Origin of the sequence: Ferrimonas balearica (assembly GCF_019802055.1) — a bacterium.
Taxonomy (GTDB): domain Bacteria; phylum Pseudomonadota; class Gammaproteobacteria; order Enterobacterales; family Shewanellaceae; genus Ferrimonas; species Ferrimonas balearica_A.
The window spans coordinates 790495-810344 of the sequence record NZ_JAHVHW010000007.1 but is presented as its reverse complement, the minus strand read 5'-3'; the positions used below and the strand labels follow the sequence as shown (position 1 = coordinate 810344).

Sequence of the window (19850 nt, the reverse complement as noted above, 5' to 3'; positions counted from 1 at the left end):
CGGTCGTCACAGGCACAATCGAGTACTTATCAGAGGTCGGGCCTGCGCCCGTTAAGACTCGGAGTGCCCTATGCAGTTTTCCTTTCACAACCCCACTCAGATCCAGTTCGGCCGCGGTCAAATCGCCAGCATCGCGCGACTGATCCCGCAGGACGCCAAAGTCCTGGTGCTGTACGGTGGCGGCTCCATCAAATCCAACGGTGTCTATGACCAGGTGTGTGCAGCCCTGAAAGCGCACCAGTGGGAGGAGTTTGGCGGTATCGAGCCCAACCCGGCCGTCGAGACACTGGACCGGGCAGTAGCCCGGGTTAAGGCAGAAGGGTTCGATTTCCTTCTGGCAGTAGGGGGCGGGTCCATCATCGATGGCACTAAATACGTGGCAGCCGCCGCCAGGTATGATGGTTACGGCTGGGACATCCTTTCCGGCAAGCACAAAGTGCGCGATGCCCTGCCCCTGGGCGCCATCCTGACCCTGCCCGCCACTGGTTCCGAATCCAATGCTGCCGCGGTGATCAGCCGCACTGCAACGGCGGAAAAGCGCTCCTTCCTCTCGCCGGCGGTGTACCCGGTTTTTGCCGTGCTCGACCCGGATACCATGTCCTCGCTGCCGGATCGACAGCTGGCCAATGGGCTGGTGGATGCCTTTGTCCATATCTGTGAGCAGTACCTGACAGTGCCCACCGGCGCCATGGTTCAGGAGGGGTTCGCTGAAGCCCTGCTGCGTAACCTGGTGGTGCTGGCAGGCCAGTTTGACCAGCGACACACCCTGGAATGGCGAGAAAACCTGATGTGGACCGCCAACCAGGCGCTGAATGGCCTGATTGGGGCGGGTGTGCCTCACGACTGGGCCACTCATGCCATTGGTCATGAGTTCACGGCGCTGTACGGGCTGGATCACGCCCAGACACTGGCTTTGGTGCAACCGGCACTGCTGCGGGTCTGCTTTGAGCGCAAAGCGCCCAAGCTCACCCAGATGGGACACAACGTGTTTGGTCTGGAGGGGGATAATGTTGCCCACCGCACCATCGACATCATGGAGCAGCTCTACCGCAGCGTCGGTGTAGGCACTCGCCTGAGCGACTACCAGTTGGATAAGAATGATGTACTGCACCAGGTGATCACCGCCCTTGAGGGTCACGGTATGACCACCCTGGGCCATCAGCGGGATGTGGACCTTCATACGGTCGACGCGATCTTGCGTCAGGCGGAATAAGCCCTCCCCAAAAAGAACGCCCCCGGAACCGGGGGCGTTTTGGTTAGCGGAACAGCACCTTCTCCCGCGAGCACCAGATCACGCAAAACGCCAACAAGACCCCTGCCAGGGCCAGGTTTGAGGCCATGATCGGCACCATCTGCCAGTAGTCAAAGGTGCCCTTAAGCAGTTCCTTGCTGGCCAAAGTGACATTGACCAGGGGCGTCCAGGCCAGAACCGGAGTCAGTTCAATGCCGGGAAACAGGGCCACCATGGCGGGCATGACTGCCACGATGTTCAAAGGCGCCACGTAGTTCTGCCCCTCCTTGTAGGTTCGGGCATAGAGGGACACCGCCAGCAGCAAGGCAGAGAAGAACATCGCAATCGGCATCAGCAGCACCAGAATCAACGCCAGGTCCTTGATACCAATGGTGCTCACCGCCTTAATCAGGATATCGATGGCAAACATCTGGCCCAGCACCAACGACCAGATCACGCCACTGGCCATGGTCAGCAACGCCACCATCAGGCTGCAGACAGCGATTACCGCGAACTTGGCCAACACCAGCGTGCTCTTGCTGACCGGCGCCATCAGCAGGGTCTCCAGAGTGCCCCGCTCCTTTTCTCCGGCTCCCAGGTCCAGGGCGGGCAACATCGCCCCCATCAGGCAGAGCAGCAACAACGCATAGGGCAGGAAGCCCCCCGCTTTTTCGCCAAAGAACTCCCGGTCATCCGCCACCCCAACCCGGGCCAGACTGACTGGCTGCTCCAGCACCTGGATCTGGGTCTCGGACAACTGCCAGGCATCCCGATGGGCGTCCCGCCACTGGGCAAACAGCGGCGTTAACGCCTCCTGGATCCGCTCGAACTGACCCACATCGTCCGCCTGGTTGTAGTAAAGCTGCCATTCGCTGACGGCGACGGTACTCGGCTCGAAATCCTCCGGCACCACCAATACAAACTCGGTATTTTCACTGTTGATCAGGGCATCGATCGCCTCACGCCCTTCCGGGGCGGTTTGCCGCTGCCAAATCAAACGCTCTCCCTGCTCCAGCGCTTCGCCGATGGTATCGCGCCACACTTCCGGCGCATCGAGGCGGAACCGCAAGTCAGACTCATACACCTGCTTCACGCTGGAGGCACCCACATAAATGGCGCCGCCCATCAGGGCTGGCAGCACCACAGTGGGAAACAGCACCACGAACCACAGGGTTTTCTTATCCCGCAAAACCTCGCGGATCTCCTTAAGCCAGATCAGCGCAATCATCAGCGGCCTCCTCCATGACGGCAGCACTTTCAGGCTGACACAGTGACATAAAACGGTGGCGGATGGCGGCGGTATCCCGGGTTCCGGCAAACTGGTCCAGCGGCCCATCAAAGCGGGTGTGTCCCTGCACGATCACCGAGAGTCGGTCACACAGCAGGCTGACCTCTTCAATATGGTGCGTAGAGAAGATCACCGGCAATCCCGCGTCCCGTTGAAGCTGGATAAAGTTCAGAACGGTTTCGGTGGACATGATGTCCAGCCCGGTGGTGGGCTCGTCAAAGATGATGACAGAGGGGTTATGGATCACCGCACGGGCAATATTGGTGCGCTGCTTCATGCCGGAGGAGAGGTCCATCAGCCGACGGTGGCGAAACTGGCTCAGGTCCAGTTGTTCACACAGCGCCTCGACGCGGGCGAGGCTTTCTGCTTTGCTCAGGCCATAAAGTCGAGCGAAATAGAGCAGGTTTTCCTCCACCGACAGGCGCTCATACAACGCAGTGGTGGCGGAGATAAAGCCGATCTTCCGGCGCACGGACTCACCACATTGATGGAGGTCCTCGCCGTTGATCAGCACCTCACCCTCGTCCGGTTTCAGAACCCCGGACAGCAGGCGAAGGGTGGTGGTTTTGCCCGCGCCGTTGGGGCCAACCAGACCAACTACCTGGCCGGGTTCGCAGCGCAGATGCACCGACTCTACCGAATGAAAAAAGCGTCCGCGCTGACGGGGATCCGGTTCCCCCTCCTGCTCAGCAGCGGCTTTGGGATTGTGGATGGCGAAACGCTTGCGCAAACCACGTATCTCAATCATGGTCGATCTTCCTGTTCGGCCGATGGATTAGTGGGCTCAAGCTAACAGGTTCGTGACGTGAAAAGTATACACCTTGAGCAAATTCCCTTTTACCATGGCAAAACGTCGATAAAACAAGGATGTAAGTTATGAATTCCCCCTTTCTTCCTCAGGCGCTGTGGCGGGTTCTTTGGCAGCCTTATCCGGTTTTTTCCGAACTAAAATCCCGAAAAGGCGCATCATGGTGGCCCTTTCTTGCCCTGGTGCTGAGCTTCGCCGCCCTGCAGTGGCTCTTTTTCAACAAGGTGGACTGGGGCTGGTATCAGTCTGAGTATCTGCAGCCCATGCTGGCTGACCTGCCCTCTAAGGACCGCGCCACCGTGCTGGCGGAGATGACGTCCGGACGGGTACTTGTCGCACAGTTAAGTACGGGGATACTGGGGCTGATCATCGCCAATGCCCTGATGGGGTTCTATCTGAGTAAGGTCACGCTGGTTGATGACAACAATGTGCAGGGATTTGGTGACTGGTTCGGAATGACCTGGTGGTGCAACCTGGTGCTGGTGGTGCCGATGCTGGTCGCGCTGGTGATGTTGCTGATCAGTTCAGGGGAGATCTCACCCGGCATACTGGCGCCGGTGAGCCTGAACCGTCTGTTGGGCCTTTCCATAACCCACGACTGGTACACCTTCAGCGAGTCTTTCTCTCTGTTGCTGCCGTGGAAAATCTGGCTCTATTACAGTGGGATCCGGGCCTGGACCCAGATTGCCTCCGGACAGGCACTGTTGATTGCCGCCCTTCCCGCCGTGGTGATCTACGGCGTTTGGGCGGCAATTCAGCTGTTCTGATAACGGATTACTTCAGGGTGATGGAGACCGGTTTGATCACCGGTCCGGCCCCCATAGGGTGGGTATTCAGCATCGCACTGATCTGATATTGACCCGGCTTCAGTTTACCCAGACTGGACGCCGAAACCTGCACCCGGATGGTGCGGGTTTCACCCGGTGCCAGGTTCAATTCGGTCAGTGCCTGAGTGAACATCATCTCCTGAGAGTAACGCCAGTAAACCTGTTTCCCCTGGGACAGCACAAAGTCCGCCAGCATGCCGGAAGCGATGGTGTACCGCGCAGCGGTGGTGCCGTCGTTGGTGAGTACCAGCGCTACCTGCCCGGCGACCTCACGAGACCACTCAGGGGATGTCTGCAATGTTGCCAGCACAGCGTGCTCCTCTCCGTTATCGGGTACCACCACCGGCGGCGGTAAGGGTTGCTGTCCGCCCACGATGGTCGGGGCAGCAGCGGGCTCAGGCGTGACGGCGCTGTCCGCCGACTCTGCGCACCCCGTCAATACCAGGCTGGCCAGACACAGGGTGGATAAGATCGCTGAACGCTTGATAGTCATCAGAAGTTCCCCAGTTTTTCCATGAGTTTGTCTTTCAGTTTCTCTTCCAGCTTCTCTTTTTCCTGGTCCAGCTTGCCCTTCAGCAAAGCATCGGTATCCAAACCAAACTGCAGGTCGGTTACCGGCCCGGAGACGGTCAACGGAATGGGAATGTCTTTAAGTTCATCCACCCCTTTGCCCCCTTGCCCTTCCAGGCTACCCACCAGGGATACGGTCAGCGCGTAATCCAGTGTCTGCGGCTCAATCGCCACCTTGCCATCGCCACTGATGCGCAGCAGCGGAGAAGCAATCTCCAGATTGGGGGTGGCCAGAGTGCCATCCTTGATCTTCAGTTCGGTACTGAAGGTGGAGAAGTCGGTTTTCTGCTCAACGACCTGGGTTTGCAGATCCCCTTTCAGCTTGGCTTCCGCCTCCCGGATCATCTGGGCCACGTTGACGCCGTAAACAGCACCGTCTTGTAGAGACAAGCCACCGGAAGCGGTGAGCTGATTCATGGCCTTGCCGGTCAGTCCTTCCCCCTGCCCCTTCAGGTGGAAGGCTCCGGTTCCCGCCAACAGGTCCACATCCGCCAGCGCCTGCAACATGGGTTGAATGGCAAGATGCTCAATGCGGTTATCGAACCGATAGCGCGCTGGCGTCACCGTGCCATCCAGACTCGCGTTGGCGGTCAACTGGCCACCAAACGCTTTGCCACTGGCTTTCTCCAGGGTCAGTACGCCCTCTTTCAGCCTGACTTTCAACGCGAGGTTTTCCGCCAGAACGCCACGGGCCTGAAGCGCACCAAGGTGCAGGTCGGCATCCAGATCCATCAATTTCATCGCGCTGAGGTCCGGCTCCTCTTGCGGGCCATCCTTCGGCGTCGGTGCGGTGTCGGGTTTCGACTCGTCGGCGCTCTCTGCCGGCGGCAGCCAGGGATCCAGATTGAGATGGTTGCCCTTGGCTTTCAGCACAAAGCTGGGGCGCACCCCGGCCAGATCAGCCTGGGCTTCGCCGGTCATCACGAAATCCGCCAGCTTCAGCTCCAGATTGGCCACCTTGAAGTGCTGGCGAGCCAGGTCCAGATCCGCATCCCAGGCCAAACCCAGCTTAAGGGGCTGTTTGCCCACGGCGGATCCCTGCGCGGTCAATTGCTGACGCCAGTCGTCGATCTGGAACCGGCTGAAATCAGCGGATACGGTCAACATCGCTTCCGCTTGCGTCGCCACCGCCAGATCGCCATCCCCTACCTCAATCTCAAGGCGCAGAGGCGCGGCTCGTTCAGGCTCGATGCGAGCCAGCTCCAGCTGTTTGATCGCCACCGTCTGGTCAGCGCCCGCCGCCCGGTTGTCGTTGTGGATGGTCAGGTCATTCACGGCCAGGTGGCCCAGCACCCAGTGCTTGGGTCCGGAGGGAGCCGTCTGCGGCTTGCTGCCCTCATCCGGTTGAGTCTCCGCTGGCTTATCCCCGCCCAGTCCCGTAAGACTGGAGCGCCCATCCGGCAGGGTCACCAGTTCAAGACGAACCCCGGATACCGCCAGTTCCTCCACCTGAAGCTCCCGGCTCAGCAGCGGCAGCAGCGCCACCCCCACCGAAGCCTGGTCCACACTCAGCAAAGGGGGCAGATTCTCTCCCGGCAGGTTACCCAGTTGGATCTTGGCCAGATCCAGCCCCAACGTGGGGTAGAGTGACCAGCCAATGTCGCCGTCGATCACCAGGTCCCGTCCGGTGACCTGCTTCACCTTGTCGGCGATGGGACCCTTGAAGCTGTTGAGATCGAAGAAAAACGCCAGGTAGCCACCCACGACCACCACAACGGCCAGCAGCGCCAGCAGTAACCCTTTAATGACTTTCATCATCCGTATTCCTATCAAAGTGTCGCCAGGGGCAGAGCTCGGGAGGCAACCAGCACACCATTATCGTCAGCATAGAGGTGATCGCCGGGATGGATATGAACCCCGTGGATCTCCACCACGACATCCCGATCACCCAGCCCCCGTTTATCGGTTTTCATCGGCACGGCGCCCAGGGCCTGAACTCCGAGATCCAAAGTGCCCAGAGTGGCCACATCGCGAACGTAGCCGTACACCACGATGCCACTCCAACCGTTAGCCACCGCCTTTTCAGCCAGCATGTCACCAAGCAGTGCCCGACGAGACATTCCTCCCCCATCAATCAACAGCACCCGCCCCTCCCCCGGCTCGGCCACGGCTTCCCGAACCAGCGAATTGTCCTCCGGGCAACGAAGGGTGACCACCGGACCGAAAAAGATCCGCTTTCCGCCAAACTGTCGGAACAGAGGGGGCAACAGGCGCACCTCATCCGGGTAGTCATCACAGAGATCCGGTAACAGATCGAGCATGAACACACTCCTGAAATCACTGATTTCCTGAAAAAAGCGGTTAAGAATGCCATCCTGACTGATCTCACCTCGTACTCGCAAGCGTACAGAGCATCACGAGGAGAAATTTGAGTTGGAGGGGCACCATGTCGATGCCAAAAGTGGGAGTGAGTGCCTGCATTGTAGGGCAGGAAGTGCGATTTGACGGTGGACACAAGCGTTCGGGCTTCGTTGACGGGCCCCTTCGGGACATTTTCGACCTGCGTCCGCTCTGCCCCGAGCTGGGCATGGGTATGGGAACACCCCGCCCCACCATTCGCCTGCGGGAGATCGGTGAAACGGTTCGACTGATGGATGACAAGAACGGCATCGATCATACCGACGCCATGGAGGCCTTTAACCAACGCGCGATACCTGCGCTGGCTAATCTTTCCGGCTACATCGTCTGTGCCAAGTCACCCAGTTGTGGCATGGAGCGGGTCCGCATCCTGAACGAAGGCCAGACCGGCAGCCGCCGGGACGGTCGGGGTCTGTTTACGGAAGCGTTGATGAACGCGTATCCGCTCCTTCCGGTTGAGGAGGATGGCCGACTCAATGACCCCCTGCTCAGGGAAAATTTCATCACCCGGGTTTATGTCTACCACGGACTTCAGGCCCTGATAGCCAGTCAGCCGAGTGAGCAGCAGCTTCTCGACTTCCATCGTCGTCATAAATTGCTGCTGCTGGCGCACCATCAGACAACCTATCGGGAGCTGGGTCGATACGTTGCAGGCACCCGGGAGCTGCCGATGGAAACCCGTCTGTCACGCTACAGCCATCAGTTGATGACGGCATTGGCCAAGCCCGCCAGCCGCCGCAACCATACCAATGTATTGCAACACATTGGAGGCTACTTTAAGCGGGAGATGGACCGCTCAGAACGTCAGCACCTGCATGAAACCATCCTGGCCTACCGCGCCGGCGAGCTGCCTTTAATGGCGCCCCTGGTGCTGCTGCAAAACCTGCTTAAGCGCTACCCCAAGCCCTATATTCAGGAGCAGCAGTACCTTTCGCCCCATCCGCAGCACCTGGCGCTGCGCTATCACCTGTGAGGTTTGACATGCAGCTGGTCTGGTTTCGCGACGACCTCAGGATCCATGACCACCCGGCCCTTCACGGGGCCAGGGCGGCGGGAGCAGTGGTAGGGCTCTATATCGCCTCCCCGGCTCAGTGGGCAATGCATGACTGCGTCGAACGAAAACGCCAATGGCATTACGCCAACGTCCAGCATTTGTCAGCGCAACTGGCCGAGCGTGGCATCCCTCTGGTCGTCTGGCACTGCGATCACTTCAGTGAGATTCCCGCCAGACTGGAACAGTTCTGCAGCGACCTGCCCATCAAGGCGGTGCACTGTCATCATGCGATAGGCGTTAATGAGTGCCAGTTGGAGAACCAACTCTCTGACAGGTTGCCGGTACCGCTGATCCGCTATCTGGATGCCAACTTGGTGGACTACGACTCCGTGGCTACGGGACAAGGCGGGGTATACAGGGTGTTTACCCCCTTCGCCCGCCGATGTCGTCAACAGCTCGACCTCTCCGAGCCGCTGCCGCCCCCGGAGCCACAAGTGCGCCCTCCTGCATCGTTAGACAGCGACTCTTGGGTTGAATCTCCCCTGCCCCTCTGGCCTGCGGGAGAGGAGTCGGCTCAGCGCGCGTTGGCTCGTTTCTGCAATGAGAGAGTAAGCGGCTATCACCAGTGGCGTGACCGACCGGATCACAAGGGCACCTCCGCCCTCTCCCCCTATTTCGCTGCTGGCGTCATCTCACCCCGCCAGGCTTTGTTCGCCCTGCGTGCCCAACCGGACGGCGATGGCGCACAGTCCTGGTTGAATGAGTTGCTTTGGAGAGAGTTTTACCGATACCTGATGCACCACTTTCCCAATCTGTCCCGCCACCAGGCTCTCTACCCGCACAAAGAGGCAGAGTGGCACGGCCCAGCGGATTGGTTTTCCCGCTGGCAATCGGGGCAAACCGGTTTCCCGCTGGTGGATGCCGGAATGAGGCAACTGAACGCCACCGGTTGGATGCACAATAGAGTGCGCATGTTGTGTGCCAGCTTTCTGGTTAAGGATCTTCATCTGGATTGGCGACTGGGAGAGGCGTACTTTATGAATCAGCTGGTGGATGGCGATCTGGCGTCCAACAACGGTGGCTGGCAATGGGCCGCAGGCTGTGGCGCCGATGCCGCCCCCTACTTCCGCCACTTTAACCCCTACCGTCAAAGTGAGCGCTTTGACCCGGATGGCGACTACATTCGTCACTGGGTACCGGAACTGTCCGACGTTCCCGCCAAACAGCTTCATAAAGGTGGACCTTTTCTGTTGGCACCCGACTACCCGCCACCCATGGTGGATCACCGGCAGCAAGCGGCGGCCTTTACCGAGCAGTTCAAACGACACACGGAGGCGATGGCAAATGCTTCATAAGATCCCGGAAGGTCCGATGGAGGCGTTTGCCCGGACCTGGCAAACCTTGAGTCGGGAGCATCTGGACCGGGTCGACACCCTCTATCACCCGGACATGACCTTTATCGACCCAAGCGGTGAAATCCACGGGCGTGAGCGTTTTAAGTCACACCTGGCGACGCTATACCACAACGTCAATGCCTGCCACTTTGAGCTGGGCATGCCGATTGGTGCGCCCCCCCACTGGGCACAACCCTGGGTGATGACTCTGTACCACCCGAAGCTCGCTGGCGGAAAGCCGGTCCGGGTAGAGGGGATCAGTGAACTCAATACCCGGGATGGGCTGATCATCCGGCACCGGGACTATTTTGACCTTGGCCAGATGCTGTATGAACAGGTGCCTCTGTTCGGTGCAGCAACGCGCTGGTTAAAAGGAAAGGTGTCGCCATGAACCGCCGTCTGGTCGTCCTGCTGTTGCTGTTCGATGTTAACTGGGCATTGGCGGTGTTCGGGCAGGCTGACACACTCTGGTGGCAGGCACTGGTCACGATGGCGATGTGGCTGTCTGCCAGCGGTTGGCGACGCCTGGGCAGTGCCATTGCGATACTGGGCATTGGCCTCGATGCGGTTTTGATTCAGCAGCAGGTATTGAGCCTGAGCGGCTCCCCCGTTGCCATGCCCATGCATCTTGCCCTGCTCTGGCTCGGGTTTGGCCTTTCCCTCGCGGCCTGCCAACCCCGCCTGCCGAAATCCACCTGGGCATTGGCTCTGTTGGGTGGCGTGATGGGGAGCGTGGGTTATTATCTGGGGGAACGCTTTGGCGCACTGGAGTTGGCTCCGACCACGAGTTTGGGCGTGGTCATTATCGGGCTGTGCTGGGCACTGCTCTTTCCTCTGGGCCGGGCGTTGATAACCGCGCTGGCTCCGGATTCACTGGGAGGTAAGCCATGAACGTGTTCTCGTCCAAAGATCTTCTGCTGTCGAAATGGACCAGCAGCGCCGCCGTCCATGACGAAACCCACTTTTTGGTCACAGGGACTCTGACCGACGCCCATGGCGAAGTCACCAAGGTGGTATTACAAGGAGTGAATAATCGCCATGAATTTGAATTAGAAAGGGAAAGCCTGGAAGATTCCGATCTTTGGCATATGGGCTGGCGTTAAGAAATCATTGCGGTTCAACTCAACTGCTTTATGATACTTGACCTATGTTCAGGCAGGATGCCGATTACCGGTTGAGTCACGGAAGATTCGTACCCTTATTCTTATAAAAGAGAACCCTGACTCTATGAGCAATGCCCAACTGGAAGCCGCCTTTCGCTCGGCCTTGGTCGAAATGGACCAGGAAAAGCAGAGCAAATCTGGCGATCTCAATGCTTCCACCCGCTCCAAATCTCAAATGATGGCTTTTTTGAACAAGCTGGAATGGTCTGATAAGCAGCTTGAGACGTTTCGGGAAGCCGTTGATGAACTTCTGACACAGCGTCGGGAAGCCGCCAAGAAAAAAGAGCAGGTACAAACTTATAAGGCCAAATTAATTAATTTGGCCAAAGATCTCGACATGAGTTATCAGGAGTTACTGGTAACCATGGTCGATCTCGACAAACGCCGCTGAATTTAACGCTGCGCTCCAAATATTGGGGGCGCATTGTCTTTTCTATTGTCGGGCAACTGCCAATCCTGAACGGTTATTTCTGTCCATGAACCACAACTCTGCTTTTCGGATCGAGCACGATCTGCTGGGCGACGCCCAGGTACCCCACACTGCGTATTACGGCATCCAAACCCAACGTGCGAAGGAAAACTTCAATATCACGGGCGTGCCGATCAGCCATTTCCCTCAGTTGGTTAATGCGCTGGCCATGGTAAAAATGGCGGCAGCCAAAGCCAACCTTGATGTGGGCGTGTTGGCCCAGCATCACCACGATGCCATTGTCTCCGCTTGTGAGGAGATCATCGATGGTCAGTGGCACGATCAGTTTATTGTTGATCTGATCCAGGGCGGCGCAGGCACCTCCACCAACATGAATGCCAACGAGGTGATCGCCAACCGCGGTCTGGAGATCCTCGGCTATGCCAAGGGCAACTACGCCCAGTTGCACCCCAACAACCACGTTAACCTCGCCCAGTCCACCAACGACGCCTACCCGACGGCAGTGCGTCTGGCGGTGATCTTCGCCAGCCACCCGCTGATCGATGCCATTACCGACCTGGTAGAAGCGCTGCAGCGCAAAGGCGACGAGTTTGATGACGTACTGAAGATGGGTCGCACCCAGATGCAGGACGCGGTGCCCATGACTCTGGGTCAGGAGTTCCGCGCCTTTGCACACACTCTGGCAGAGGACATCGACCGCCTTAGAGAGGCCGCCAAACTGCTGGCCGAAGTGAACCTCGGCGGCACCGCCATCGGCACCGGCATCAATGCTCACCCGGATTACGCGGAAGCGGCCATTCAGCACCTCTCCGACATCGCCAAAGTGGAGATGAAGGGCGCCAGCGACAAAGTGGAAGCCACCGTCGATATGGGGGCTTTTGTGCTTTACTCCGGCATTCTGCGCCGCATCGCGGTGAAGCTCTCCAAGATCTGCAACGACCTGCGCCTGCTCTCCAGCGGCCCCCGTTGCGGCTTTAACGAGATCAACCTGCCGCCGATGCAGCCTGGCTCCTCAATCATGCCTGGCAAGGTCAACCCGGTGATTCCGGAAGCGGTAAACCAGACCGCATTCCAGGTGATCGGCAATGACCTGGCGGTCACCATGGCGGCAGAAGCTGGCCAGTTGCAGCTCAATGCCATGGAGCCCCTGATCACCTACAACCTGCTGAACTCCACGAAGATGCTCAGCGATGCCATGGCCATGCTGACCACTCGCTGTGTTGTGGGCATCACCGCCAACAAGGACCACTGCCAACAGTTGGTGAACAACAGTCTGGCACTGGCCACCCTGCTCAACCCCTACATCGGTTACGAGAACACCACTCGTCTGGCGAAAACCGCTCTGCAGACCGGTCAGGGCATCGTTGAGCTGGTGCTTGAAGAGGGACTGTTGACCCAGGAGCAATTGGACCGTCTGCTCGACCCTGAGATCATGCTGAAGCCCTCCATCGCTCAGTTGAGCTGATCGGCAACACCTTGTCAGAAAGCCCCGCACTGCGGGGCTTTTTTTTGTTTTTCGTAGCGTGGGCTTTGAACCCACGGCATCATCGGATTGGGTCGACTGCGCTTCGTGGGCTAAAAGCCCACGCTACGGCTCGTTGCATCGCTCCAGATACGAAAAAACCCGCACATTGTGCGGGTTCTTCTAATATGGCGGTCAAGGAGAGATGGCTTCACCCCTTCGGGGCCATCGTAGCGTGGGTTTCTAACCCACGGCACCACCAGATTGGGTTGGCTGCGCTTCGTGGGCTATAAGCCCACGCTACGGCCAGGAGCATCGCTCCAGATACGAAAAAACCCGCACATTGTGCGGGTTCTTCTAATATGGCGGTCAGGGAGAGATGGCTTCACCCCTTCGGGGCCATCGTAGCGTGGGTTTCTAACCCACGGCACCACCGGATTGGGTCGGCTGCGCTTCGTGGGCTATAAGCCCACGCTACGGCTCGTTGCATCGCTCCAGATACGAAAAAACCCGCACATTGTGCGGGCTCTTCAGATATGGCGGTCAGGGAGAGATGGTTTCACCCCTTCGGGGCCGCCGCAAGCGGCGTCACTCCGGCGCTGTGCGCCTACGTTGCGAACTCTGGCGAGAGTTCTCATTCTCCCTGACTACGAGCATTAGCTCTATAAACGACAAAACCCGCAACACTGTGCGGGTTTTGTTGAATATGGCGGTCAGGGAGAGATTCGAACTCTCGATACGTTGCCGTATACACACTTTCCAGGCGTGCTCCTTCAGCCACTCGGACACCTGACCATTAAATTGTTTGCTTTGGCGTGTTTTCCTCACGGCCACTAACTCGTTATGAGTGGTGGCTGAATCGCACGCCTGAGCGTGGCGATTTTGTCGGCCCCGCCTCCGAGCAGCCACTCGGACACCTGACCTTTTTGTTGTCTTGGGGGGCTCCCCCTCTCGACGACGCGTACTTTACGGAACCCCCACCAAACCGTCAAGGCAAGAATTTCCCGAAACGGATCGTTTGCGCAGTTCTCCGCCACAATGACCAGTTAAACAACGGTTTGCGCTCATAGATGCACCGAGCCATCAGCCATCGGCCAATCGCGCCTGGTAATGGGAAAGATCAGACTCTTTAAAGCAGCACACATGCAGGGCAAGGCGATGCGCCCAGGGTTGCATCACATCCAGGGCAATACGCGCCGCCCGGTCTGCCGGATAGCCGTAGACGCCGGTCGAGATGCAGGGAAACGCGATGCTGTCAGCGCCAATCTCCTCAGCCAGCATTAGGCAGTTCTGGTAGCACTGAGCCAGAAGCCGTGCTTCGTCACTGTCTCCACCCTGCCAGATGGGGCCAACCGTGTGGATGACCCAGTGTGCCGTCAAGGCGAAGCCTGGTGAATGCTTGGCTTGCCCCGTTTCGCATCCACCTAAAGTTCGACAGAACGCTTTGAGTTCCGGGCCAGCAGCCCGGTGAATGGCGCCATCAACACCGCCGCCCCCCAACAGGCTGGGATTGGCGGCATTCACAATGGCATCCACCGACAGTGTGGTGATATCGCCAAGGTGCAGGGTAATGGTCATGCTTCGCTCTCCTTACTATCAGGATAGCGGTGAAGGCATCTGGCAGGGTCGGGTTTCGTAGCGTGGGTTTTCAACCCACGGCATCACCGGATTGGGTCGGCTGCGCTTCGTGGGCTATAAGCCCACGCTACGGCTCGTTGCATGGCTCCAGATACGACAAAACCCGCAACACTGTGCGAGTTTTGTTGAAGATGGCGGTCAGGGAGAGATGGTTTCACCCCTTCGGGGCCATCGTAGCGTGGGTTTTCAACCCACGGCATCACCGGGTTGGGTCGGCTGCGCTTCGTGGGCTATAAGCCCACGCTACGGCTCGTTGCATCGCTCCAGATACGAAAAAACCCGCACATTGTGCGGGTTCTTCTAATATGGCGGTCAGGGAGAGATGGTTTCACCCCTTCGGGGCCGCCGCAAGCGGCGTCACTCCGGCGCTGCGCGCCTACGTTGCGAACTCTGGCGAGAGTTCTCACTCCCCCTGTCCCGGAGCCATACTCCAGATACGAAAAAACCCGCACATTGTGCGGGCTCTTCAGATATGGCGGTCAGGGAGAGATTCGAACTCTCGATACGTTGCCGTATACACACTTTCCAGGCGTGCTCCTTCAGCCACTCGGACACCTGACCATTTTGATTTTCGTCTCGGGAAGCGCCTTGCGCTGTGCCCCGCTACGGGTTGCGCATATTAGGGGAGGCAGCGGGGTACGTCAACGGCTTTTTTCATCAAGCGGATCGTCTGCCCCTTTTTTCACCAGCAGTGTGCCGATCCAGTGATCCAGCTCCCCTTTTTTCTGAGATTTCGCCAACTTCAGTGCTTTTCGGGTCCGCTTTGCTTCTTTGCGGCAGGCGTCATTCCCCTGCTCTAACCCCTTAAGCAGAGTTATCTGACAGCACAGGTCATTGAAGTCCCCGAGAAGGGTCTGCCCGGTTTTCAGGTGGTTTATCTCTCCGTTACCGCCGCAAAGGCTTTCCAGATAACGCCAGCGCTTAACCAGGATACGTAAACGATGCCATTGTCGGCTGGAAGGGCGCGATTGAAGGCGCAAACACTGACGATCGATTCTGGCCAGCAGGCAGGCGCGCACTTTGTCGGTCTCTTCATCGAGTCCGCAGCGGTTTTCCGCTTCAGCCCAGTTCAACGACAGCAGCCACTGCACAACCGCCCGGTCCCGCGCCTGTTGCTTTGCCTCATTGGCAAAGTTGTCATAGGCCTCCCTGCGCATTTCACCAACCCTGTCCCTGAGTTTTCCCTCCGGCAGCGTGGTCAGAAATACATCCAGATCTCTGGCACGGTTGGCGATGGTGGCCTGCTCCGCCAGCATCTCCGCCACCAGAGAAGCGGGCGTGTGTTCCAGGGAGGTTCGATACAGGGTCAGAAGGCTTCGGGCTTTACGCAGGCTGACGCGGTATTGGTGCAGCGCTTCCGGGCTTGCGTCAACGTCGACCTCAGCCAGCATCCGCTGTGCGCGAACATACTGTTCCGCCACCCTCGCCTGAATGCCCGCACTCAATGCCTCCATCTTAACCTCATAAAAAAACGCCGAACTTTTCGGCGTTTTTCAGTATAGCGTTGGGTCAGGCGTTGCCCTTCACCTTAAGCCGCAGTTCTGCGGCAAAGTCGAGCATCCGATTCAGCGGAATCATCGCTTTCTCGCCCAGGTCCGGATCCACAAACACTTCGTGTTCGGTTTTATCATCCGCCGTCAGGGCTTTCTCAATCGCCTCAAGACCGTTCATCGCCATCCAGGGGCAGTGAGCGCAGCTGCGGCAGGTGGCACCGTTACCGCCAGTAGGTGCTTCAATAAAGTTCTTCTCGGGAGAGAGCTGCTGCATCTTGTAGAAGATCCCTTTATCAGTGGCCACGATAAAGGTCTGGTTGGGCAGTTCCTGGCTCGCTTTAATCAGCTGCGAGGTGGAACCCACGGCATCGGCGACATCAACCACCGCCTGAGGCGACTCGGGGTGTACCAGAACAGCGGCGTCAGGGTTCTGCGCTTTCAGGTCAAGCAGGGCCTTGGCTTTGAACTCGTCGTGCACCACACAAGCGCCCTGCCACATCAGCATCTCGGCGCCGGTCTGCTTCGCGATGTAGCTGCCCAGGTGACGATCCGGTGCCCACAGGATCTTGTGCCCTTCGCTGTCCAGATGCTCGACAATCTCCAGGGCAATGCTGGAGGTGACCACCCAATCAGCGCGGGCTTTAACCGCGGCGGACGTATTGGCGTAGACCACCACGGTGTGGTCCGGGTGGGCGTCACAGAAGGCGGTAAACTCATCGGCGGGGCAACCCAGGTCCAGAGAGCAGGTCGCCGCCAGAGTGGGCATCAGCACGCGCTTATCCGGAGTCAGGGTTTTTGCCGTTTCCCCCATAAAGCGGACACCCGCCACCACCAGAGTGGATGCGGGATGCTCAGCCCCGAACCGGGCCATCTCCAGAGAGTCGGCCACACAGCCACCGGTTTCCTCGGCCAGCGCCTGGATCTCCGGGTCGGTGTAGTAGTGCGCTACCAGCACCGCGTCCTTCTCCTTCAACAGGCGCTTGATACGCTCGCGATACGCCTGCTTGGCCTCTTCGCTCAGCGGCGTCGGTTTCGGCGGGAAGGGATAGTGCAGATCATCAACAACAGGGGCTTCAATCATCAGTTCGGTTTCGAGGCTTTAACTACGTTCGTCCAGCCATTATACGAGAACCGGCCCCCGAGGTTAACCAGAGAGTGACGGCGCTCAAAGGCGCCGTCCGGATTGAGATCAATGCCCCGACAGAGAGTGAGGCTGTGCGAACCCACCCGACTGCATTCGGGCTTTGTAGATCGCTTCCTGCACCTCACGACTGTCCGCCAGATTGCTGCTCAGCTTCAATTGCTGAACGCTGCGTAAGTTGTCCTGGGCTTTGGCGAAATAGATGGGAGAAGCGTCAATCGCTTTCATAAACAGGTGCTCAGCATCATCCAGCTTACCTTCCAACATCGCAAAGTAACCGATGTCGTTGTAGGCGTCTGCCTCCGACATGACCCGCCGAAATGCCTGGAAAGCGCGTTCACTCTGGCCATTTCGGACATACACCAGCCCCAGGTTGGTCCAGGCTCTCTGGAAATCGGGTTGACGCTGGGTGGCCTGCCTCAGGTACATCTCTGCCCGGATCAGGTCGCCCGCCAGGTAGTAGGAGTAACCCAGGTTATTGAGCGCTTTGGCATTAACCGGGGCCTGAGTCAGCACCAAACGGTAAAGCGCCTGCGCCCCGTCAAAGTCGCTGTCCAGATCCCGCAGAATGCCAAGCGCCTGGTAAGCCCGTAGCGGCGAGTTATCATCCAGGGCGTGCCAGGGTTGTGTGCCCTCTTCGCCGATCTGAACCTGAATGGCGGGGTCTTCCGCATAGAGCCGTTTCTGGTCGAGCCGAATCGCCTTATCCAGATAGGTGCGAGCCTGAATGTTGTCACCCATTGCCAGATGCACCAATGCCAGAGCGGTCATTGCATCGATATGGTCGGGCTGCGCCTTAAGCACATCATGAAAGGCTCTGATGGCGTGCTCATGCTCGCCGTTTTGAGCCTGGATCTGCCCAATCTGGTAGAGGTAACGGACGTTTCCGGGGTCCGCCTCCAGCAGCTCAAGATAGTGACGCAGCGCAGCGCGGTGCTGTCCCATACGCTGCGCGCTGATCGCCTGCTGCTCAAGCTGGGCCAGATTGGGGCCGGGAGGGGGCGGTGGTGCCGATTGACACCCGCTCAGCACCAGTAGCATCAAGGCACCGATCAGGTACCGACTTGTGTGTGGTGTTACCTGGAGTGTGACCATAGCGCGTCCCTGTTCAGATTTTGTCCCAAACTTCCATAATTTTGATAACGGCAGGCCCAACCGCAACGATAAAGAACGCGGGCCAGATGCAGGTCAGCATCGGGAAGATGATCTTCACCCCCAGCTTGGCCGCCAGCTCCTCCGCCGCCTGCAGGCGCTTATCCCGATACTCCTCTGCGTAAACCCGGAGGGTCTCCGCAATGCCGGTCCCCAGGCGAATGCTCTGGGTGATGGCGCCGTTCAGCCCGCGAATGTCCTCCAGCCCGGTACGCTCGGAGAATTCATTGAGTGCCGTCGACAGCTCAATCCCTGCCCGGCTTTTCTGACAAACCAGCAGCAACTCTTCCGCCAACTCTTTGTGGCTCACACGGAGCTCGACGCTGACCCTCTGCAATGCGCCCAGCAGTCCCTGGCCGGACTCGCAGCACACCACCAGCAGATCCAGTGCATCGGGGAAACCGTTCCGGATCTTTCTCATCCGACGTGCGGCGAAACGATCCAGAATGAAGCTGGGGATCAGCAGCGCGAAGCCCAATAACATCACAACCAGATAGATCTGCAAACCGGTAGAGAGATCCACCATCCACTGCATCGCAATGATGGTGACCATTCCCATCACCAGCAAGAACAGTAGGCGCAGCCCGTTATAGACTGCCAGGGCATTGTTGGAGTGGAAACCAGCGTGAATCAGGCGTTTACGGCTGCCGGAACTGTCGAAGCTAAGATGCTTTAGCAGCCCGTCATGAGCCTGGGGCTCATGTTCGAGTGCATCATCGAAGTTCGGGTTGCCTGCGGCCACGGCGGCGCCCGCCTTCAGCTCTTTCAGTCGCATCTTGGCCGGTGAGTAAAGCCCGGAAAACAGCAGGCTCAAAGCCACTGCCAGCATCACGCCTGCCGCGGCGGCAATGGCATAGAACAGGTAGGTGGAGTGCTGTCGATCGTTCAGCACCTCGTTGATGACCCCAATAATATAATCCATGGTCACACCTCAATTTTGATCAGGCGGGAGATCCAGACGATGCCAATCAGCATCCCGATCCCCGCGATAATCAGCAGCGTGTTGCCCACTTCCGTATCGGTCAGTTCTCTGGCGTAGGTTGGGCTGGACAGATAGAGATAGCCAAACAGTGCCAGAGGCACACTCACCAGCACCCAGGCGGACATCCGCCCCTGCGCGGAGTAGGTTTTGACCTGGCGTTGGAAACGGAACCGCTGTCGGATAATTCGGGAGAGGTTTTGAATGTTCTCCGCCAGGTTGCCGCCGGTCTCTTTCTGCACCTGCACTGCGGTGGAGAACGCCATGGCGGACACCGAAGGCACCCGCTCAATAAAGTGCAGCAATGCCCGACGGGTGTCCTTGCCGTAGTTAATGTCCGCAAACAGCAGCTTGAATTCGTAAGCGATGGGGCCATCCATCTCCTCATAGGTCAGCTTCACCGCATCAGGAAAGGCGTAACCGGCTTGGATCCCCCGGCGCAGAATGTCCAGCGCTTCAGGAAACTGCTCCTCGATCTTCTCCATCCGGCTGTTGAAATCCCGGTTCAGCTTCACATTGAACAGCACCAGAACAATCACACCGCTCAACAGCGCCAGGAACCACTCATTGCGCCAGATCCAGACCGCCAAACCCGTTGCCAACGAGGTAATCAATGCCAGCAACAGGAACTGATAACCGAGCATCTTCGAGCCGGATTGCTGCAATTTGAAGGAGAGATCGCTGACAAAGCGATTGGATTCCAGGACTCGCCCCAGCACCGACGCTTTTTTCAGGCGGTTCTCCATCGCAATGGACACCGCGGCCCCCTCTTCGCCCCGCTCCTGAGCAAGACGATTGAGGCGCTCCTTGACGACCCGGGTATCGCCCCGCTTTGGACGGTATACCGGAATGAACAGGGCCTGAGACAGCAGGATCACCGCAAGAAACACACAGGCGAGAAAGGTCAATTCAATGCTCATGG

Annotated in this window: 20 protein-coding genes and 2 tRNA genes; 9 read left to right on the top strand and 13 right to left on the bottom strand. The window is 58.4% G+C overall.

Annotation, left to right across the window (positions count from 1 at the left end):
• Positions 1-70: 70 nt before the first annotated feature.
• Positions 71-1213 carry an iron-containing alcohol dehydrogenase gene (locus KUV52_RS11260; protein ID WP_222526028.1) on the top strand — a complete coding sequence of 381 codons (1143 nt, stop codon included), beginning with the start codon at positions 71-73 and terminating at the stop codon, positions 1211-1213.
• A 43-nt stretch (positions 1214-1256) separates the two neighbouring features.
• On the opposite strand, the gene KUV52_RS11255 is transcribed toward KUV52_RS11260, so the two are convergent.
• On the bottom strand, positions 1257-2459 hold the full coding sequence (locus KUV52_RS11255) for an ABC transporter permease (RefSeq protein WP_222526027.1): 1203 nt from the start codon (positions 2457-2459) through the stop codon (positions 1257-1259).
• Positions 2437-3267, bottom strand: coding sequence for an ATP-binding cassette domain-containing protein (locus tag KUV52_RS11250; protein WP_261389970.1), 831 nt, complete (start codon positions 3265-3267; stop codon positions 2437-2439). Before KUV52_RS11250 ends, KUV52_RS11255 begins: the two co-directional genes overlap by 23 nt.
• Positions 3268-3395: 128 nt before the next feature.
• On the opposite strand from KUV52_RS11250, the gene KUV52_RS11245 reads away from it, so the two are divergent.
• A complete protein-coding gene (locus KUV52_RS11245) occupies positions 3396-4094 on the top strand; it encodes a YIP1 family protein (RefSeq protein ID WP_222526026.1) in 699 nt (232 codons plus the stop codon).
• Between the two features lie 7 nt (positions 4095-4101).
• Here the strand turns inward: KUV52_RS11245 and KUV52_RS11240 are convergent, their stop codons facing one another.
• From KUV52_RS11240 to KUV52_RS11230, 3 genes are read right to left on the bottom strand one after another with little or no spacing between them, the layout of a single operon-like run.
• A complete protein-coding gene (locus tag KUV52_RS11240; protein WP_222526025.1) occupies positions 4102-4647 on the bottom strand; it encodes a BsuPI-related putative proteinase inhibitor in 546 nt (181 codons plus the stop codon).
• Positions 4647-6482: an AsmA family protein gene (locus KUV52_RS11235; protein ID WP_222526024.1), complete on the bottom strand. Its 1836-nt coding sequence runs from the start codon at positions 6480-6482 to the stop codon at positions 4647-4649. The genes KUV52_RS11240 and KUV52_RS11235 overlap by 1 nt, the downstream gene beginning before the upstream one ends.
• Positions 6483-6493: 11 nt before the next feature.
• A complete protein-coding gene (locus KUV52_RS11230) occupies positions 6494-6985 on the bottom strand; it encodes a putative 4-hydroxy-4-methyl-2-oxoglutarate aldolase (protein ID WP_222526023.1) in 492 nt (163 codons plus the stop codon).
• Between the two features lie 125 nt (positions 6986-7110).
• Between KUV52_RS11230 and KUV52_RS11225 the strand changes: the two genes are divergently transcribed.
• The 7 genes from KUV52_RS11225 to KUV52_RS11195 all read left to right on the top strand — a co-directional run bounded on the left by KUV52_RS11225 (position 7111) and on the right by KUV52_RS11195 (position 12528).
• Entirely contained in the window at positions 7111-8055 is a 945-nt protein-coding gene (locus KUV52_RS11225) for a YbgA family protein (protein WP_261389969.1), read from the top strand.
• 8 nt (positions 8056-8063) lie between these two features.
• Positions 8064-9431 carry a cryptochrome/photolyase family protein gene (locus KUV52_RS11220; RefSeq protein ID WP_222526022.1) on the top strand — a complete coding sequence of 456 codons (1368 nt, stop codon included), beginning with the start codon at positions 8064-8066 and terminating at the stop codon, positions 9429-9431.
• On the top strand, positions 9421-9861 hold the full coding sequence (locus KUV52_RS11215) for a nuclear transport factor 2 family protein (protein WP_222526021.1): 441 nt from the start codon (positions 9421-9423) through the stop codon (positions 9859-9861). Before KUV52_RS11220 ends, KUV52_RS11215 begins: the two co-directional genes overlap by 11 nt.
• Positions 9858-10361 carry a DUF2878 domain-containing protein gene (locus KUV52_RS11210; protein ID WP_222526020.1) on the top strand — a complete coding sequence of 168 codons (504 nt, stop codon included), beginning with the start codon at positions 9858-9860 and terminating at the stop codon, positions 10359-10361. Before KUV52_RS11215 ends, KUV52_RS11210 begins: the two co-directional genes overlap by 4 nt.
• Complete coding sequence (locus KUV52_RS11205; RefSeq protein WP_222526019.1) at positions 10358-10573, top strand: TIGR02450 family Trp-rich protein; 216 nt, start codon at positions 10358-10360, stop codon at positions 10571-10573. Before KUV52_RS11210 ends, KUV52_RS11205 begins: the two co-directional genes overlap by 4 nt.
• Before the next feature lie 124 nt (positions 10574-10697).
• Positions 10698-11024 carry a hypothetical protein gene (locus KUV52_RS11200; RefSeq protein WP_222526018.1) on the top strand — a complete coding sequence of 109 codons (327 nt, stop codon included), beginning with the start codon at positions 10698-10700 and terminating at the stop codon, positions 11022-11024.
• Positions 11025-11109: 85 nt separating this feature from the next.
• Positions 11110-12528, top strand: a complete 1419-nt coding sequence (locus tag KUV52_RS11195; RefSeq protein ID WP_222526017.1) for an aspartate ammonia-lyase — start codon at positions 11110-11112, stop codon at positions 12526-12528.
• 704 nt (positions 12529-13232) lie between these two features.
• Here KUV52_RS11195 and KUV52_RS11190 read toward each other — a convergent pair.
• The 8 genes from KUV52_RS11190 to KUV52_RS11155 all read right to left on the bottom strand — a co-directional run bounded on the left by KUV52_RS11190 (position 13233) and on the right by KUV52_RS11155 (position 19848).
• A tRNA-Ser gene (locus KUV52_RS11190) sits at positions 13233-13320 on the bottom strand.
• A 288-nt stretch (positions 13321-13608) separates the two neighbouring features.
• A complete protein-coding gene (locus tag KUV52_RS11185; RefSeq protein WP_222526016.1) occupies positions 13609-14103 on the bottom strand; it encodes an O-acetyl-ADP-ribose deacetylase in 495 nt (164 codons plus the stop codon).
• 533 nt (positions 14104-14636) lie between these two features.
• A tRNA-Ser gene (locus tag KUV52_RS11180) sits at positions 14637-14724 on the bottom strand.
• A gap of 80 nt (positions 14725-14804) precedes the next feature.
• A complete protein-coding gene (locus KUV52_RS11175; protein WP_222526015.1) occupies positions 14805-15617 on the bottom strand; it encodes a CHAD domain-containing protein in 813 nt (270 codons plus the stop codon).
• Positions 15618-15672: 55 nt separating this feature from the next.
• Positions 15673-16737 carry a quinolinate synthase NadA gene (nadA, locus tag KUV52_RS11170; protein ID WP_222526014.1) on the bottom strand — a complete coding sequence of 355 codons (1065 nt, stop codon included), beginning with the start codon at positions 16735-16737 and terminating at the stop codon, positions 15673-15675.
• Between the two features lie 108 nt (positions 16738-16845).
• Positions 16846-17838, bottom strand: a complete 993-nt coding sequence (locus KUV52_RS11165) for a tetratricopeptide repeat protein (RefSeq protein WP_222526013.1) — start codon at positions 17836-17838, stop codon at positions 16846-16848.
• Between the two features lie 67 nt (positions 17839-17905).
• On the bottom strand, positions 17906-18871 hold the full coding sequence (locus tag KUV52_RS11160; RefSeq protein ID WP_222526012.1) for a type II secretion system F family protein: 966 nt from the start codon (positions 18869-18871) through the stop codon (positions 17906-17908).
• Between the two features lie 2 nt (positions 18872-18873).
• A complete protein-coding gene (locus KUV52_RS11155; protein ID WP_222526011.1) occupies positions 18874-19848 on the bottom strand; it encodes a type II secretion system F family protein in 975 nt (324 codons plus the stop codon).
• Positions 19849-19850 lie beyond the last annotated feature (2 nt).

Excerpts from the sequence above, each read along its gene's own strand:
- KUV52_RS11175 (WP_222526015.1), bottom strand. The coding sequence starts at position 15,617 with ATGGAGGCATTGAGTGCGGGCATTCAGGCGAGGGTGGCGGAACAGTAT.
- KUV52_RS11225 (WP_261389969.1), top strand. The coding sequence starts at position 7,111 with ATGTCGATGCCAAAAGTGGGAGTGAGTGCCTGCATTGTAGGGCAGGAA.
- KUV52_RS11235 (WP_222526024.1), bottom strand. The coding sequence starts at position 6,482 with ATGATGAAAGTCATTAAAGGGTTACTGCTGGCGCTGCTGGCCGTTGTG.
- KUV52_RS11245 (WP_222526026.1), top strand. The coding sequence starts at position 3,396 with ATGAATTCCCCCTTTCTTCCTCAGGCGCTGTGGCGGGTTCTTTGGCAG.
- KUV52_RS11185 (WP_222526016.1), bottom strand. The coding sequence starts at position 14,103 with ATGACCATTACCCTGCACCTTGGCGATATCACCACACTGTCGGTGGAT.
- nadA (WP_222526014.1), bottom strand. The coding sequence starts at position 16,737 with ATGATTGAAGCCCCTGTTGTTGATGATCTGCACTATCCCTTCCCGCCG.
- KUV52_RS11195 (WP_222526017.1), top strand. The coding sequence starts at position 11,110 with ATGAACCACAACTCTGCTTTTCGGATCGAGCACGATCTGCTGGGCGAC.
- KUV52_RS11230 (WP_222526023.1), bottom strand. The coding sequence starts at position 6,985 with ATGCTCGATCTGTTACCGGATCTCTGTGATGACTACCCGGATGAGGTG.
- KUV52_RS11210 (WP_222526020.1), top strand. The coding sequence starts at position 9,858 with ATGAACCGCCGTCTGGTCGTCCTGCTGTTGCTGTTCGATGTTAACTGG.
- KUV52_RS11240 (WP_222526025.1), bottom strand. The coding sequence starts at position 4,647 with ATGACTATCAAGCGTTCAGCGATCTTATCCACCCTGTGTCTGGCCAGC.
- KUV52_RS11205 (WP_222526019.1), top strand. The coding sequence starts at position 10,358 with ATGAACGTGTTCTCGTCCAAAGATCTTCTGCTGTCGAAATGGACCAGC.
- KUV52_RS11155 (WP_222526011.1), bottom strand. The coding sequence starts at position 19,848 with ATGAGCATTGAATTGACCTTTCTCGCCTGTGTGTTTCTTGCGGTGATC.
- KUV52_RS11165 (WP_222526013.1), bottom strand. The coding sequence starts at position 17,838 with ATGCTACTGGTGCTGAGCGGGTGTCAATCGGCACCACCGCCCCCTCCC.
- KUV52_RS11200 (WP_222526018.1), top strand. The coding sequence starts at position 10,698 with ATGAGCAATGCCCAACTGGAAGCCGCCTTTCGCTCGGCCTTGGTCGAA.
- KUV52_RS11160 (WP_222526012.1), bottom strand. The coding sequence starts at position 18,871 with ATGGATTATATTATTGGGGTCATCAACGAGGTGCTGAACGATCGACAG.
- KUV52_RS11220 (WP_222526022.1), top strand. The coding sequence starts at position 8,064 with ATGCAGCTGGTCTGGTTTCGCGACGACCTCAGGATCCATGACCACCCG.
- KUV52_RS11260 (WP_222526028.1), top strand. The coding sequence starts at position 71 with ATGCAGTTTTCCTTTCACAACCCCACTCAGATCCAGTTCGGCCGCGGT.
- KUV52_RS11215 (WP_222526021.1), top strand. The coding sequence starts at position 9,421 with ATGCTTCATAAGATCCCGGAAGGTCCGATGGAGGCGTTTGCCCGGACC.
- KUV52_RS11255 (WP_222526027.1), bottom strand. The coding sequence starts at position 2,459 with ATGATTGCGCTGATCTGGCTTAAGGAGATCCGCGAGGTTTTGCGGGAT.
- KUV52_RS11250 (WP_261389970.1), bottom strand. The coding sequence starts at position 3,267 with ATGATTGAGATACGTGGTTTGCGCAAGCGTTTCGCCATCCACAATCCC.